Genomic DNA, 15,125 nt, shown 5'->3' on the forward strand with positions numbered 1-15,125 from the left:
TGCGCACATTGCCGACGATGCCCACCAGGCTGTCGTTCATGTCTTTCAGCGCCTGCATGAGCTGGCCGGTTTCGTCCCGGCTCTCGACCTCAATCCGGCTGGTCAGGTCGCCGGCGGCCACCGCGCGCGCCACCTGCACGGCATGCGACAGGGGCCGGGTGATGCTGCGCACCAGCAGCCAGGCCAGCAGGGCGCCCAGGCCCAGCGAGAACACGCTGCAGACCACCAGCAGCAGGCTGATTCTGGCGCGCAATGCCTCGCCGCGCTGCGCCGCGTCATCGAGCAGTTCGCGTTCGTTGTCCACCATCTTCTGCACGCCGGCCAGGTAGTCGCGCGAAGTCGGCTCAAAACGCTCGGTGAAAATCCGGTTCGCGCCCTCCATGTCGCCCGCCTGCTTGGCCTTGCTCACGTCCTCGCGCGCGGCCAGGTAGACCTTGCGCAGCTCGCCGACCTTGTCGAAGAGCTGTTTTTTCTCGGGCGTGTCCATTTGCTGCTCGATGAATTTCTGCAGTTCGTTGGTGTTCTTGATCGAGGCCGCCGATGCCGGCGCGAAATAGGCGACCAGGCCGGCGTCGCTGCTCTTGGCGATGGCCGCGGCGCGCTGTATGCCCGCGGTGGTGTGGCGCAGCCAGTCGGAGCCGGCCCGCTCGGTCTTGATGTTCTTCTCGACCATGGCCTTGATTTCCTCGCCCAGCTGGCTGAGCTTGAGGACGGCCAGAACGCTGCTCGTCACAAACAGTACAAGAATGAGGCCGACCACGACGGCCAGGCGCTTGCCGATGGAGAGATTGCCTAAAAACATGATGAAAACTCCAGACAAAAAGGGGTGGCCGCTCAGGACGCGGCGGCGTTGATCAGGGCCATGTCGCTGCTGGACATGAGCTTGTCGATGTCGACCAGGATGAGCATGCGGTCGTCCAGCGTGCCCAGGCCTGTCAGGTATTCGGTGTCCAGCAGCGCGCCCATCTCGGGCGCGGGCCTGACCTGGTCGGCGTCCAGCGTGATCACGTCCGAGACGCTGTCCACCACCATGCCCATCACCCGGCTGGCGATGTTCAAAATGATGACCACGGTGAACTGGTCGTAGCTGGGCGTGCCCAGGTTGAACTTGATGCGCATGTCCACGATCGGCACGATGATGCCGCGCAGGTTGACCACGCCCTTGATGTGTTCGGGCGCGTTGGCGATGCGCGTCACAGCGTCGTAGCCGCGCAGTTCCTGCACTTTCTGGATGTCCACGCCGTACTCTTCCCGGCCCAGCCTGAAGGCCAGGAATTCGAGCGATTTACCGGCTGCCGCGGGGCTGCTGTCTGTTTGGTGCATACGCACTCCTTTGGAATGAATGGATGTTTGTCTCTATCGTGTATCTATCGTTTATCTATCGACTGGCCTGATGAAAACTTAAGCGCCACTCACCAAGCCATCCTGGCGTTTTGATGAATTCATATCCGCAGATGACGCAGATTTACGCAGACAAAACCATGAAGTTGAAGCCCGGGTACAGATTCCTTCTCTTCAATCTGTGGAAATCTGCGTCATCTGCGGATGAAATCTTTATCCACAGATTTCGCAGATTTACACAGATGAAAACCTCGAAAGGCAAGGCCGTGTGAGCGGTGTAGAGGGATAGGTTCCAGCGATAAATTTCTTTTCTTCAATCTGTGGCAATCTGCGAAATCTGCGGATGAATCTGTCTTCGAGGACTTGGCTTGCGCACGGACGGGCGCGGCGCCACTTCCAGGCCCAGTGCCTCGGCCAGGCCGGCGCGCAGCCGGCTGATGGCCTGGCTGTGCAGCTGGCAGACGCGCGACTGGGTCACATCCAGCACCGCGCCTATCTCGCGCAGGTTCAGCTCTTCCTCGTAATAAAGGCTGAGCAGCAGTTGCTCGCGCTCGGGCAGCTGGCCGATGGCGGCGATCAGCTGGCGCCGGAAATCGCCCTGCAGCAGCTGCGTGAGCGGCTCGTCGGCCAGCACGCTGTCGCCGTGGTCCTGGCGGTCCAGGAAGCTGCTCTCGCCGGCCTCGCCGTCGCCGCGCTCAAAATCTTCGTAGTAGACAAGCTGGCAGCCGTGTATCTCGTGCAGCAGCTGCTGGTAGGCCGCCAGCGGCAGCTCCATGGCCTGGGCGATCTCGCTTTCAGTGGGCGCGCGGCCCAGCTTTTGCTCCTGCGCGCGCACCGCCATGGCCACGCTGCGCGAGGACTTGCGCAGGCCGCGCGACACCCAGTCGTTGGCGCGCAGCTCGTCGAGCATGGCGCCGCGTATGCGCTGGCTCGCGTAGGTCTCGAACTTCGCGCCCTGGTCGTCCTGATATTTTTCGGCGGCGTCCAGCAAGCCCATCATGCCGACCTGGATCAGGTCGTCCAGCTCCACGCTGGCCGGCAGCCTGGCGATCATCTGCAGCGCCAGCCTGCGCACCAGCGGCGCGTGCTGCGCCAGCAGTTCCGACGGGGCGGACTGGGCCATCTTTCCCTGGGGGGTGTACATGGAAGGATTCCTCCTGCTTCTTGAACGGTCGGGTGTCAGGCGGCGGCCGCGTGCAAGCCGTCCACGCGCGGCGCGCCGTCTTCTTCGGCGGCGGGCTGCGCCGGCCAGCGCAACAGCGCCGAGGCCAGCCGGTAGAAATCCGCCGCGGCCGGGCTGCCCGGAAAGGCTTCCACCACGCTGAGGTTGAGCCCGCGCGCCTGGTCCAGCTGCGGGTCGGCGCTGATGCAGCCGGCCGGCTCCAGCGCCAGGCCCAGGTAGCGGCCCGCGGCACCGGCCAGGTTGGCCAGGATGCGCTGGGCCTCGCCCGCGTCGGCCGCGTGGTTGACCAGCACCCGCACGCGCCGCAGCCCATGGGCCTGCTGCAGCCGCTTGATGCAGGCATAGGCCGCGGTGATCGCTGGGGCCTCTGGCCGCAGCAGCACCACAACCTCGTCGGCCCGGGCCGCGAGCGGCGACAGCACACCGTCTTCGCCCAGCACCGCATCGAGCAGCACCAGCCGGCCGCGGCGCCGCGTCGGCCCCGAAGGTGCATCGCCGCGCTCATCGACCAGGCGCACGTCCTGGCCCAGGCGCGCCAGCGCCGCCGCGAGGTTGAGCGTGACGCTGCTCACGCCCGCGGCCGGCGCGCCGGCCACAAAAGCCAGCAGCCGGCCCGGGCTGTTCGCCATGAGGCGCCTGAGCCCGTCGGCCTGGTCGCTGCCCGGTGTTTTCATTCGCCCATCCTCAGTCGCGCGCGGCGGGTGTGTGCGCCGGCACCGGCTGCTCCACGCCCTCCGTCTCCAGCGCGTCGAGCAGCACCAGCAGCTTGCCCAGGCCTTCGAGCAGCACGGCGGCCGGCACGGGCCGGCCGGCTTTCAGCGCACGGCCGGCCAGCTGCGCGAGCGCCGCGCGCGCCGTGCCGGCCCAGCCGTCCTGCAGGCCCTGCAGCAAAAACACCGTGGCGCAGGCCTGGCCGGCGATCAGCCGGCGCGACGGCACGGCCGCCGCATCGAGCTGGGCCATGCCCTGGCCCAGCAGCCTGAAATAGGGTTCGGCGGCGCTGCGCCAGGCCGGCCACTGCGCCATCTGCCGCGCCGTGGCGCGCACGTTCTCGCCGGCCAGCACATAGCTGTGGGCCAGCAGCTTGCCGCTCGCCGCATCCACCATGCGCCTGACCACGCAGCGCAGCACCGGCAACGGCGGCTGCGTGCCCGGCGCCATCTCGTCGAGTTCGGGCCTGAGGCTGACACGCGCCTCGGCCACCGACATCAAGGCCGCCTTCGTGCGGTAGAGCACGGGCTGGGCCGCGCCGAAATCCAGGCCGGCGGCCAGCTTGCCCAGAGTGCCGCGCGCGCCGGTGTCCGGATCGACGACGCGCATCGCCGAGCTGCCGGCCGCCGCCCAGGCGCGGCCTTCACGCTGCCATTGGCGGACCAGGCCGGCCTCGGGCACCTGCGCAAAGAGGTGGACCACCGTCTTGCCCAGCGCGGGCTGCAGCGCCCACCCTGCCGCTTGTGCCGGCTGTGCCGGGTCCGCAGGGCCTTGCAGCGGCGCCGCGAACACCTTGCCCGTGCGGTCCGACAGCAGCAGCGTACCGACCAGTCCCTGCGCCGCGCCGCTTCCGCGCGCTTCACCGGCCACGGCCAGCACACGGCCATCACACAGTGCGGCGCTGTCCTCCACGGCCCGGGACAGCAGCGCCCGCGAGATGCCCTGCGCGTCGTCGACATCCGCAGGGTCGGCAAGCCGGCGCCACAGCGCGCGCGTTTCCTCAAAACCTATGCCGCCCCGCGACAGCGCGGCCGCGTTGGCGGCCAGTTCCTGCGCGTTGTGCGTCAGGGCATTGATCAGTTGCCGGCATTGCGCGCGCAGCCGCTCGCTGGTGGCTTGGGCCTCTTCGTCGCGCGCAGCGGGTTTGTCCTCGAGCCCGGACTCGCCGGGCACAAACAGCGCGCTGCGGCTGCGGGCCTGGAACACGCTGTCGACCAGGGCCCGGCCGTCGGCCGGCGCCAGGTGCTCAGGCACCTTCTGGCCGCTGGAGATGTAATGCACCGGCAGCTGGTGGCGTATCGCCATGTCGATCAGCGCGCCCGGGTGCGTGGCCTCGTCGACCTTGGTGAAGATGCAGCCGGCCAGGTCCCAGTCACCGCCGACCTTCTCGCCGTGGCGGTAGGCCTGCACCACTTCATTGAGGGTGTCGCCGTGGCTGGAGGCATTGAGCAGCAGCAGGCGCTTGACCGGCCGGCTCGCGCCGCACAGCATGGCGATCTGGCCGGCGACCGCGCGGTCGCGCTGGCTCATGCCCACGGTGTCTATCAGCACCATGTGTTTGTCGCGCAGGACGGCCAGTACCCGGTCCAGGTCGGCCGCGTCCTTCACCGCATGCACCGACACGCCCAGGATCTGGCCGTAGATGCGCAGCTGCTCGTAAGCGCCTATGCGGTAGCTGTCGGTGGTGACCAGGGCCAGCCTGTCGGCGCCGAAGCGCATCACGCAGCGCGCCGCGAGCTTGGCCGTGGTGGTGGTCTTGCCCACGCCGGTCGGGCCCATCAGCGCGTAAACGCCGCCCTCATCCAGCAGTGCGCCTTCGTCCTCGAGCAGCGGCATGCGGCGCGCGAGCTCGGCCTTCGCATAGTCCATGCCCTGCGCCTGGCCCTGGCCCGTGGGCAGGTCCTGCAGGATGTCCTTGGCCAGGCGCGCGCTGAAGCCCGCGCCCAGCAGGGTGCGCAGCAAATGGCCGCGCACCGGGTCGCGCCGCTGTTTCTCATTCCAGGCCATGCCGGCCAGCTGCTCTTCAATCATGCCGCGCATGGAATGGATTTCGCGCAGCACGGCGTCGCTTCCGGCCGGCGGGCTCATGGAGGCGGCAGGGGCGACAGGGGCGGCAGGCACGGCCGCCACGGCGGGTGCGGAGGCAGGCGCGGGTGCGGCGGCAAATTCCTCCAGTGCCGCGAGCACCTCCACGCCTTCGGCCGTCACGCGGTTGGACAGCACCACGGCATCGGGGCCCAGTTTTTCGCGCACCAGGCGCAAGGCCTCGCGGCTCGAAGGCGCGACGACCCGGCAGGTCTGCCCGGCGTTGCTGATGCGGCTGTTCACGTCGTGGCTCCAATCGTGGCGGTCACCTGGATGGTGCGGGTGTCGGGTATCTCAGCGTGCGACAGCACCTTGAGCTGCGGCAGGCTGCGGCGCAGGAAGCGCGCCAGCAGCACACGCAGCGGGTGCTGCACCACCAGCACCGGCGCCAGGCCCAGCCCGGCCTGGCGGTCCATGGCCTGCTGGGCTTCGCGCAGCAGCCTGTCGGCCAGGCCCGGCTCCAGGCCGGCGCTGTTGGCCAGAGCCTGCAGCAGCACACGGTCCAGCGCGCTGTCCAGGCCTATCACCTGCAGGGCTTCGTTGCCCGGGAAGATCTGCTGCACGATGGCGCGCGACAGCGCCAGCCGTATCAGCGAGCCGAGCTCGGTGGTGTCGCTCACGGTGGGCGCGTGCTCGGCCAGCACGTCGAGGATGGTGCGCATGTCGCGTATCGGCACGTTTTCCTCGAGCAGGTTCTGCAGCACCTTCTGCAGCGTCGTGAGCGAGAGTGTCTTGGGCACCAGGTCCTGCACCAGCATGGGCGATTCCTTGCCGATGCGGTCCAGCAGCTGCTGCACTTCCTGCCGGCCCAGCAGCTCGGCCGCATGCGCGTGGATCAAATGGTTGAGGTGCGTGGCCACCACGGTGCTGGCATCGACCACGGTGTAGCCGTAGATCTGCGCCTGCTCGCGCAGGCCGCTGTCTATCCAGGTCGCGGGCAGGCCGAAAGCCGGGTCCCTGGTCTGCGTGCCCGGCAGGGGGGCGCTGACCTGGCCCGGGTTGATGGCCATCCACTGGCCGGGAAAGGCTTCGCCCTCGCCGATCTGCACGCCCTTGAGCTTGAGCACATAGGCGTTGGGCTTGATCTCCAGGTTGTCGCGGATGTGGACCACGGGCACCAGGAAACCGATGTCCTGCGCGAACTTCTTGCGTATGCTTTTGATGCGGCCCAGCAGTTCGCCGTTCTGGCTTTTGTCCACCAGCGAGATCAGCCGGTAGCCGACCTCCAGCCCCAGCGGGTCCACCAGCGCCACGTCGTCCCAGCTGGCCTCCTGCGATTCGGCCGGGGCCGGCGGCGGCGGTGCTTCAGCCGCGGCGGCCGCGGCCGCGGCGCCGCGCCGCACAATGCGCCGGCCCAGCCAGACCAGGCCGCCCGCGATGATCAAAAACGCGATGTTGGGCATGCCGGGGATCAGGCCCATCAGGCCTATGACGCCGGCCGTCAGGAACAGCACCTGCGGATTCGCGAAGAGCTGGCCCGTGAGCTGGCCGCCCACGTCCTCGTCGGTGGTGACGCGCGAGACGATGACGCCGGCCGCCGTGGAGATCACCAGCGCCGGGATCTGCGCGACCAGGCCGTCGCCGATGGCCAGCAGGGTGTAAGTCGTGGCCGCCTGCGAAAAATCCAGCCCGTGCTGGGCCATGCCCACGATCAGCCCGCCGATGATGTTGATCACCAGGATCAGCAGGCCGGCCACGGCATCGCCGCGCACAAACTTGCTGGCGCCGTCCATGGAGCCGTAGAAGTCGGCCTCCTGCGCCACTTCGGCGCGGCGCTTGCGCGCCACGTCCTCGCCGATCAGGCCGGCGTTGAGGTCGGCGTCGATCGCCATCTGCTTGCCCGGCATGGCGTCCAGCGTGAAGCGCGCGCCCACCTCGGCGATGCGGCCCGCGCCCTTGGTGATGACCATGAAGTTGATCACCACCAGGATGATGAAGACCATCACGCCGACCGCGAAGTTGCCGCCCACCAGGAAGTGGCCGAAAGCCTCGATCACCTTGCCGGCGGCGTCCGGCCCGGTATGGCCTTCCATCAGCACCACGCGCGTGGAAGCGACGTTCAGCGACAGGCGCAGCAGCGTGGTGAACAGCAGCACGGCCGGGAAGGCCGCGAAGTCCAGCGCCTTCATCGTGTACATGCTGACCAGCAGCACCATGATGGACAGCGCGATGTTGAAGGTGAACAGCAGGTCCAGCAAAAACGGCGGCAGCGGCAGCACCATCATGCTGAGGATCAGGATGATGAGCACCGGGCCGGCCAGGCCCTTGCCCTTGCCGCCGGCCATCATCTGGCGTGGCAGGCGCATCAGGTCGTCGACCAGCGTCATGCGGCGTTTCCACTCAAGGCAAGCGGGTCCAGCGACTCAGGCACCGGCAGGTCGCGCGGTGCGCGCGGTGGCGCCACGCCGCCCCCGGCCGCGCGCCGCAGCTGGTAGGCCCAGGCCAGCACCTCGGCCACGGCCGAATACAGCGCTGCCGGGATTTCGTCGCCGAGTTTGGTGTGGCGATACAGCGCGCGCGTCAGCGGCGGCGCTTCCAGCACCGGGATCTTGTGTTCCTCGGCCATGGCGCGTATGCGCAGGGCCACCAGGTCCGTGCCCTTGGCGATGACGCGCGGCGCGCGCATGTCCTGGTCCAGGTATTGAAGGGCAACGGCGAAATGCGTGGGGTTGGTGACGATGATGTCGGCCTTGGGCACCTCGGCCATCATGCGGCGCTTGGCCATCTGTTGCTGCTGCCGGCGTATCTGCGCCTTGATGTGCGGGTCGCCCTCGCTTTCCTTGTTCTCCTGGCGCAGGTCCTCGCGCGACATGCGCAGCTTGCGCGCGTGGCTCCAGAGCTGGTAGGGCACGTCGATGCCGGCCACCAGCAGCAGCGAGGCGATGATCAGCGCGCAGCTGCCAACGACCAGGTGCAGGGTGTGCGGCAGCGCGGCGTGCGAGGGCTCGCGCATCAGGCCCATGATGGCGCCCAGGTCGTCCGCGATCACCCACCAGGCGACGCCGCCCACCAGCGCCGACTTGAGCAGGGTCTTGGCCAGCTCGGCCAGCGACTCGACCGAGAACATGCGGCCTATGCCGGCAACCGGGTTGAGCTTGGAAAAATTCGGCGCCAGCGACTGGGCCGACAGCAGCCAGCCGCCCAGCAGCATGGGCGTCACCAGCGCGGCCACCAGCAGCATCAGCAGCACCGGCAGCAATGCCTGCATGGCGTGCAGCACGGCGGTGCCGGCCTGGTTCATCATGTGCGAGGCATCAAAGGCCGAGGCCCGCTCGAACTGCAGGCCGCCGCGCAGCGCGCTGTTGAAATGCCCGCCCATCATCTCGCCCAGCATCCACAGCCCGGCCACGCCGGTGGCCAGCATGACAAAGGTGACCAGCTCGCGCGACCGCGCCACCTGGCCTTCTTCGCGCGCCTTTTCCAGGCGGCGCGGCGAGGCCGGTTCGGTCTTTTCGAGCTCACTTTCTTCCGCCATCCATACTCCGCAGCGCAGGGCGCGAGGTGCGCCCAGTCATAAGAATTATTGGAGGGGAGGCGTGAAACCGATCAGTGAAACAGGCCCTGTATCGGGCTGTTCTTTGGGGAATGAGCTGTGCTGGCCGGGCGGGATGCGGGATCGAAGAATTTATCCGCAGATGACGCAGATTTTCACAGATTGAAGAGAGGGAATGGATGCCTTGAACTTCACTTCCCTGGTTTTATCTGCGTAAATCTGCGTAATCTGTGGATATAAATTTTTTTGCCCCTTCGCAGACAGATTCATCCGCAGATTACGCAGATTTACACAGATTGAAGAGAAGAAATCTGGACCAACAGCTTCATTCCGATCACACACACGCCAGCCACATGACTTTCATCACGATGGTTTTAATCTGCGGAAATCTGCGTAATCTGTGGATATAAATTTTTCCCCCTTCGCAGACAGATTCATCCGCAGATGACGCAGATTTCCACAGATTGAAGAGAGGGAATGGATACCTTGAATTTCATTTCTCTGGTTTTATCTGCGGAAATCTGCGTAATCTGCGGATAAAAATCCCCGCATCCTCTGCGGACAAAAGTCCGTCCGCAGATTCCAGACAGCTCAGAACCCCAGGCTCGCCAGCAAATCGTCGACCTGCCCTTGATCGGCCACCGCATCCGCATTGCCGATCTTGATCTGCGGACCATTGAGCAGGCCCTGCCCCGCCTCCTGGCGCTTGTCGGGCGGCGCGTTGTCGATCAGCAGCTGCAGCAGCTGCGTCTCCATGTCCTTGATCACGTCCATCATCTTCTTGATGACCTGGCCGGTCAGGTCCTGGAAGTCCTGGGCCATCATGATTTCCATGAGCTGCGCATTGGTGGCGCCGGCCTGCCTGGGCGCTTCGGCCAGGTAGCCGCGCGTGTCTTCGACCAGCTCGCGCGCATCGGCCAGCTCCAGCGGGCTGTTGAACCAGCTGTCCCAGCGCTTGCCGAGCTCCACCGCCTGCTTCGCCAGATTGTCCTGTATGGGCTGGGCCACGTCGATGGCGTTGAGCGCCCTTTCGGCCGCGCGTTCGGTCATCTGGGCCACATAGCTGAGGCGGTCGCGCGCGTCGGGAATCGCCTCGGCCGCGCGCGCGATGCTTTTGTCCAGGCCCAGTTCGCGCATGCCCTCGCGCATCTGGCGCGTCAAATGGCCTATGCGGTTGACCAGCTGTTCGGCCGAATCGCCGGCGGCCGCGGGGTGCAGGGCTACGGCTTGGTGTGCGTCCATGTCAGGCACCCTCCTTCTCGATCTTTTCAAAGATCTTGTTGATCTTTTCCTCCAGCGTCACGGCGGTGAAGGGCTTGACCACATAGCCGTTGGCGCCGGCCTGCGCGGCCGCGATGATGTTTTCCTTTTTCGCCTCGGCCGTCACCATCAGCACCGGCAGTTTGGCGAACTGCGGGTCGGCGCGTATGGCCTGCAGCATGGCCAGGCCGTCCATGTTCGGCATGTTCCAGTCCGAGACCACAAAGCCGTAGCTGCCGGTTTTGACCTTTTCCAGGCCCGCGGCGCCGTCCTCGGCTTCGTCGACGTTGACGAACTCCAGCTCCTTGAGCAGGTTGCGCACAATCCGGCGCATGGTCGGGAAGTCATCCACGACCAGGATTTTGATGTTTTTATCAACCACGCTTCACTCCAGTTTTTTCATTCAGTTTTACGATTGGTTTACGGCCGGTTTGGCGTTCAGCTTGAGGTCCTACACCCGGTTGGTGCGCTCCCCGAAAGAGCGCAGGTGCGCCAGCACGCGCTGGCTGATCTCGCGCAGCGGCGCCACCTCGGCCGCCGCGCCCAGCGCCACGGCCTCGCGCGGCATGCCGTAGACCACGCAACTGGCCTCGTCCTGCGCGATGGTGTGGGCGCCGGCCTGGCGCATGCGCTGCAGGCCCTCGGCACCGTCGCGCCCCATGCCGGTCAGGATCACGCCGATGGCGTTCTTGCCGGCATGGCGCGCGGCCGAGTCGAACAGCACGTCGACCGAGGGCCGGTGCCGGTTCACGGGCGGCGCCTGGTCGACCTGGGCCACGTAGTTGGCGCCGCTGCGCGTGAGCGACAAATGAAAGCCGCCCGGCGCGATGTAGGCATGGCCGGGCAGCACACGCTCGCCGTGCACCGCTTCCGAAACCACGATGCGGCACAGCCCGTTGAGCCGCTGCGCGAAAGAATTGGTAAAGCCCGCCGGCATGTGCTGGGCGATCAGGATGGCCGGGCTGTCGGGCGGCAGCGGCTGCAGCACCTCGCGTATGGCCTCGGTGCCGCCGGTGGAGGCGCCGATGATGATGAGTTTTTCGGTGCTCAGCAGCGGGCTGTGCAGCAGCGGCGCTTCCCCATCGGCCATGCCGCCCGCCGGCGCCGCGCGCCGCACCGGCAGCAGCTTGGCGCTCGCCGCGATGCGTATCTTGCCGGCGATCAGGTCGGTATAGGACAGCAGGCCGTCGCGTATGCCCAGGCGCGGCTTGGTCACAAAATCAATCGCGCCCAGTTCCAGCGCGCGCAGCGCCGCTTCCGAGCCGCGTTCGGTCAGCGAGGACACCATGAGCACCGGCATGGGCCGCAGCCGCATGAGTTTTTCCAGGAACTCCAGGCCGTCCATGCGCGGCATTTCCACGTCCAGCGTCATCACGTCGGGGTTGTGCTGCTTGACCAGGTCGCGCGCGACCAGCGGGTCCGAGGCCGTGGCCACCACCACCATGTCGGGCTGGCTGTTGATGATCTCGGTCATCAGGCTGCGTATCAGCGCCGAGTCGTCGACGCACAGCACCTTGATCTTTTTGGCAGTCCCGTTCACGTTCGCGTTCATAAAGCCCACGCATTCCTGGCGGCCGCACCCGCGGCCTGGCCGTTGCTGAAGATCTCGACACTGGCGGGCCGGGCCGGCCTGCGCAGCGTGGCGGCCAGCGCCTGCTCCTCGTCGCGCACCAGCGCCACGTCGTCCTGCTGGCGCAGCTTGCGCATGGTGACCCGGCCCGTCACCGGGAAGTAGTTGATGCGCCGCGGGTAGTTGCCGCGCAAGTCCTGGGCGGCCACCCGCACCTGCTCCATCTGCAGATAGCGCAGCACAAAGTCGGCATTGCGCTCGCCGATGTTGAGCAGCGTCATGTTGGCCAGCACCGCGCCGCCGCCGAAGACCTTGGCCTCGAGCCGCTCGCGCCGCGCGCCGGCCTTGAGCAGCTCGTTGAGCAGCATCTCCATGGCGTAGGCGCCGTAGCGCATGGAGGCCGCCGCGCCGCGGGTGCCCGGTTCGGCATCTTCCGGCAGCATGAAATGGTTCATGCCGCCTATGCCGGCCACGGCATCGCGCACGCAGGCCGAGACGCAGGATCCCAGCACCGTGGTCAGCACCATGTCGCTGGAGGTCACAAAGTATTCGCCGGGCAGCAGCTTGACCGCCGCGAGGCCGAACTCGCGGTCGAAATAATGGTGGGTGGCCAGGGTCTCCCGGTGCGCCGTGGTCATGGCAGCGCCTTTTCCGCTTTCATGCCGGGCGCCACGAGTTCGTACACCGTCTGGCCCTTGAGCCGGAAGGTGTCGCTGGCAAAGGAGAAGTTTTCCGAATGCCCGGCAAACAGCAGGCCGTGCGGCTTCATCAGCGGCGCGAAGCGCTGCAGGATGCGGCCCTGCGTGGGCTTGTCGAAGTAGATCATCACGTTGCGGCAGAAGATCGCGTCAAAGGGCTCGCGCAGCGCCCATTTCGCGTCCAGCAGGTTGAGCTGCCCGAACTTCACCATGGCCGCGACTTCGGGCCGTATGCGCACCTTGCCGGCCTGCGCGCCCGCACCCTTGAGGAAAAAGCGCTTGAGCCGCGCCGGCGACAACTTGCTGACCTGCTCCATCGTGAAGATCCCGGCCTGGGCCTTGGCCAGCACCTGGGTGTCTATGTCGGTGGCCATCACGCTGGCCGCCGAGGCGGCGCGCTCGCCCAGCGCCTCGATCAAGGTCATGGCGATGGAATAAGGCTCCTCGCCGGTGGAGGCGGCCGAACACCAGACGCTCATGGGCTGGGCGCATTTTTTGGCGTGCTCGGCCAGCACCGGGAAATGGTGGGCCTCGCGAAAAAAAGCCGTGAGATTGGTCGTCAGCGCATTGGTGAACTGCTGCCATTCGTCGCCCTGCGGGTCGGCTTCGAGGAAACGCAGATAGCTCGCGAACTCGGTCAGCCGCAGCTCGCGCAGGCGCCGCGCCAGCCGGCTGTAGACCATCTGCCGTTTCTGCGTGCTCAGGGCAATGCCGGCCCGCTGGTGGATCAGCGTGCGTATCTTCGAAAAATCATGGTCCGTCAGGAGGAAATCCGGACCGGCCGACGAGGCCGTTGCGCCATGCAGGGGTGTGTTCATAGGTTTTGTCTGCCATCGCGCGCGGGGCCACGCGCCGTGTGCACAGTGCAAATGGCCATGCTTCAATGTACAAAGGCGGCGCCGCGCGCCATGGCCCGAAAAGCGCGCGAAAACACCCGCTTCTCTGGCGATGGCGGAGCGACCGGTTCGATCAGGGAAACCCGTCTGTCGTCAGAACGTCTTAGTTATCTGTCTTTATCCGCGGCAATCCGCGTCATCTGTGGGTATAAGAATTCACCCGCAGATTTCGCAGATTTACACAGATTGAAGAGAAGAAGTTTGTACCCAAGGCTTCATCCCTATCCCCATCTGTGCAAGCCATCCACTAAACAACATTGCATTGCGTTTGTCTTTATCTGCGGAAATCTGCGTCATCTGCGGATAGGGATTCATCCGTGGATGGCGCTAGATAGTGACCGTATGCGCCCAGGCCAGCGCCGCCAGGTGCGCCTGGTTGACGCGGGTGGAGGTCACAAACAGCGCATCGGCCAGCGCCGGCACCCGGCCGTCTCTTTGCTCACAGGCCTCGACCAGCGACAGAAAGGGGCCGTAGACACCCTCGCGGCCCAGCAGGGCCTGCACCACCGGCTCGGGCAGCAGGATCTGGCTCACCACCTTCTCGAGCGGGATGCCCAGCAGCTGGTCCAGCAGCGAGAACATGCCGACAAAAAACAGGTGCTCGGCCTCGCCGCGCGGCAGCAAGTCCTTGCCCAGCAGCTCGGCAAAACGCCCGCGCACAATCGCCGCCTGCAGCAGCGCGTGCGAATACCCGGCCGTGTTGGTCGTGGCCAGCAGCACCGACAGCCAGCGGAACAGCGGGGTATAGCCCAGCATGGTCACCGCATGGCGCAGCGATTCGATCTCGACCTCGATGCCGAAGCCCGGCGAGTTGATGTAGCGGAACAGCTTGTACGACAGCGCCGCGTCGCGCTTGAGCACACCCTCGATGTGCCGCACGTCAGCGTTTTCCTGCACCATCTGCATCAGCTGCAGGATAAAAATCGCCTGCGGGCTCAGCGCCCCGGCGTTGTTGATCGGGCGCGGCGTGGTGCACAGTTGCCCGAAGAAGCCGCTCACGCCATGCGCGGCCGACTTGTCGAACTCGCCCCAGCCCGGGAAATCCTGCACCACCACCGCCAGCGGCGGCTCGGCCTGCTTCGCCAGGTTGCTGAGCGCCGCAAAATCCGGATGTCCCCAGGGCAGCTCGATGTGCGTGGCCAGCGGCAGCAGCGTCTCGGCATGCGTTTCCATGAACGCGAGGCTGGCACCACGCAGCGCCAGCTGCAAGCCCTGTTCACGCATGGAAGCCATGCCCGCCACGCAGTCCTCGGCCAGGTCCGGGCAGTCCAGCATCAGCACCGTGTTGCCAGGTATCCCGCCAGCCAGGATGCCGCCCGGCGGCACGCCGCGCTCGGCATCGAGGAACAGCAAACCCAGCTCGGCATCATGGGCCCGCTCACCCACAAAGTCCAGCAGCTGCCGCACGTCTTCCTGCGGATCCGTGGGCACCGAACTCTGCCAGGCCAGCCTGTAGCCGACCACCTGTTGTTTGGGGTCCAGCAGAGGGGCTCTTACAAGGAATTTGGGGTCTGGCATGGTGGAGGTTGATTTGGTTGTAGTAGCTAGCGGTTTGTCTCTTTGGGCGCCAGCGACCCCAGCCGGCCATCGGCAAGATGGGTTTTGGGGTCACTGTAAGGAAAAAGCTCGCAATTGATTGCGGTGAATAAGGAGGGGTTTAGCCGTCTGTTTTCGAAATAAAGGGGTTAGGGGCCGGGTCTTGCTCCGGCGGGCGCGCCTCCTCTGTTCCTCTTATCTCCTTGGTTCTCTTGCTGCGGGCGGCTGGCCGGGTCTTGCTCCGGCTGAGTGCGCTCTTCCCCTGCTTCCCCTACTTAGTTCTGCTGGCCGGGGGTTGCCCGGCGGCAACTCACTTTTCTTTTGCTTCGCCAAAAGAAAAGTAAGCAAAAGA

General features: G+C 66.1%; 13 protein-coding genes. All 13 read right to left on the reverse strand.

Annotated features, from left to right (window positions below; all coding sequences use genetic code 11):
• On the reverse strand, positions 1–802 hold an 802-nt coding region (locus PMI15_RS19100; protein WP_007873069.1), incomplete at its 3' end, for a HAMP domain-containing protein.
• A gap of 32 nt (positions 803–834) precedes the next feature.
• Entirely contained in the window at positions 835–1,323 is a 489-nt protein-coding gene (locus tag PMI15_RS19105; RefSeq protein ID WP_007873072.1) for a chemotaxis protein CheW, read from the reverse strand.
• A gap of 331 nt (positions 1,324–1,654) precedes the next feature.
• Positions 1,655–2,485, reverse strand: coding sequence for an RNA polymerase sigma factor FliA (locus PMI15_RS19110; protein WP_007873074.1), 831 nt, complete (start codon positions 2,483–2,485; stop codon positions 1,655–1,657).
• A 35-nt stretch (positions 2,486–2,520) separates the two neighbouring features.
• Positions 2,521–3,198 carry a hypothetical protein gene (locus PMI15_RS19115; protein ID WP_007873076.1) on the reverse strand — a complete coding sequence of 226 codons (678 nt, stop codon included), beginning with the start codon at positions 3,196–3,198 and terminating at the stop codon, positions 2,521–2,523.
• A 10-nt stretch (positions 3,199–3,208) separates the two neighbouring features.
• On the reverse strand, positions 3,209–5,563 hold the full coding sequence (gene flhF, locus PMI15_RS19120) for a flagellar biosynthesis protein FlhF (protein WP_007873080.1): 2,355 nt from the start codon (positions 5,561–5,563) through the stop codon (positions 3,209–3,211).
• Positions 5,560–7,626, reverse strand: a complete 2,067-nt coding sequence (gene flhA / locus PMI15_RS19125; protein ID WP_369751966.1) for a flagellar biosynthesis protein FlhA — start codon at positions 7,624–7,626, stop codon at positions 5,560–5,562. The genes flhF and flhA overlap by 4 nt, the downstream gene beginning before the upstream one ends.
• A gap of 17 nt (positions 7,627–7,643) precedes the next feature.
• Positions 7,644–8,795, reverse strand: a complete 1,152-nt coding sequence (flhB, locus tag PMI15_RS19130) for a flagellar biosynthesis protein FlhB (RefSeq protein WP_007873086.1) — start codon at positions 8,793–8,795, stop codon at positions 7,644–7,646.
• 609 nt (positions 8,796–9,404) lie between these two features.
• Positions 9,405–10,055, reverse strand: a complete 651-nt coding sequence (cheZ, locus tag PMI15_RS19135; RefSeq protein ID WP_007873088.1) for a protein phosphatase CheZ — start codon at positions 10,053–10,055, stop codon at positions 9,405–9,407.
• A gap of 1 nt (position 10,056) precedes the next feature.
• Entirely contained in the window at positions 10,057–10,455 is a 399-nt protein-coding gene (gene cheY / locus PMI15_RS19140; protein ID WP_007873092.1) for a chemotaxis response regulator CheY, read from the reverse strand.
• A 69-nt stretch (positions 10,456–10,524) separates the two neighbouring features.
• Entirely contained in the window at positions 10,525–11,625 is a 1,101-nt protein-coding gene (locus PMI15_RS19145; RefSeq protein ID WP_007873095.1) for a chemotaxis response regulator protein-glutamate methylesterase, read from the reverse strand.
• Positions 11,622–12,281, reverse strand: a complete 660-nt coding sequence (gene cheD / locus PMI15_RS19150; RefSeq protein ID WP_007873097.1) for a chemoreceptor glutamine deamidase CheD — start codon at positions 12,279–12,281, stop codon at positions 11,622–11,624. The genes PMI15_RS19145 and cheD overlap by 4 nt, the downstream gene beginning before the upstream one ends.
• Positions 12,278–13,159, reverse strand: coding sequence for a CheR family methyltransferase (locus PMI15_RS19155; RefSeq protein WP_007873100.1), 882 nt, complete (start codon positions 13,157–13,159; stop codon positions 12,278–12,280). The genes cheD and PMI15_RS19155 overlap by 4 nt, the downstream gene beginning before the upstream one ends.
• Before the next feature lie 405 nt (positions 13,160–13,564).
• A complete protein-coding gene (locus PMI15_RS19160; protein WP_007873102.1) occupies positions 13,565–14,755 on the reverse strand; it encodes an EAL and HDOD domain-containing protein in 1,191 nt (396 codons plus the stop codon).
• Positions 14,756–15,125: the final 370 nt, after the last annotated feature.

Source organism: Polaromonas sp. CF318 (genome assembly GCF_000282655.1).
GTDB lineage: Bacteria > Pseudomonadota > Gammaproteobacteria > Burkholderiales > Burkholderiaceae_C > Polaromonas.

Bases quoted from the DNA above. Each gene is read 5' to 3' on its own strand.
- PMI15_RS19105 (WP_007873072.1), bottom strand. From the start codon at position 1,323: ATGCACCAAACAGACAGCAGCCCCGCGGCAGCCGGTAAATCGCTCGAA.
- PMI15_RS19110 (WP_007873074.1), bottom strand. From the start codon at position 2,485: ATGTACACCCCCCAGGGAAAGATGGCCCAGTCCGCCCCGTCGGAACTG.
- PMI15_RS19115 (WP_007873076.1), bottom strand. From the start codon at position 3,198: ATGAAAACACCGGGCAGCGACCAGGCCGACGGGCTCAGGCGCCTCATG.
- flhA (WP_369751966.1), bottom strand. From the start codon at position 7,626: ATGCGCCTGCCACGCCAGATGATGGCCGGCGGCAAGGGCAAGGGCCTG.
- flhB (WP_007873086.1), bottom strand. From the start codon at position 8,795: ATGGCGGAAGAAAGTGAGCTCGAAAAGACCGAACCGGCCTCGCCGCGC.
- cheZ (WP_007873088.1), bottom strand. From the start codon at position 10,055: ATGGACGCACACCAAGCCGTAGCCCTGCACCCCGCGGCCGCCGGCGAT.
- PMI15_RS19145 (WP_007873095.1), bottom strand. From the start codon at position 11,625: ATGAACGCGAACGTGAACGGGACTGCCAAAAAGATCAAGGTGCTGTGC.
- cheD (WP_007873097.1), bottom strand. From the start codon at position 12,281: ATGACCACGGCGCACCGGGAGACCCTGGCCACCCACCATTATTTCGAC.
- PMI15_RS19155 (WP_007873100.1), bottom strand. From the start codon at position 13,159: ATGAACACACCCCTGCATGGCGCAACGGCCTCGTCGGCCGGTCCGGAT.
- PMI15_RS19160 (WP_007873102.1), bottom strand. From the start codon at position 14,755: ATGCCAGACCCCAAATTCCTTGTAAGAGCCCCTCTGCTGGACCCCAAA.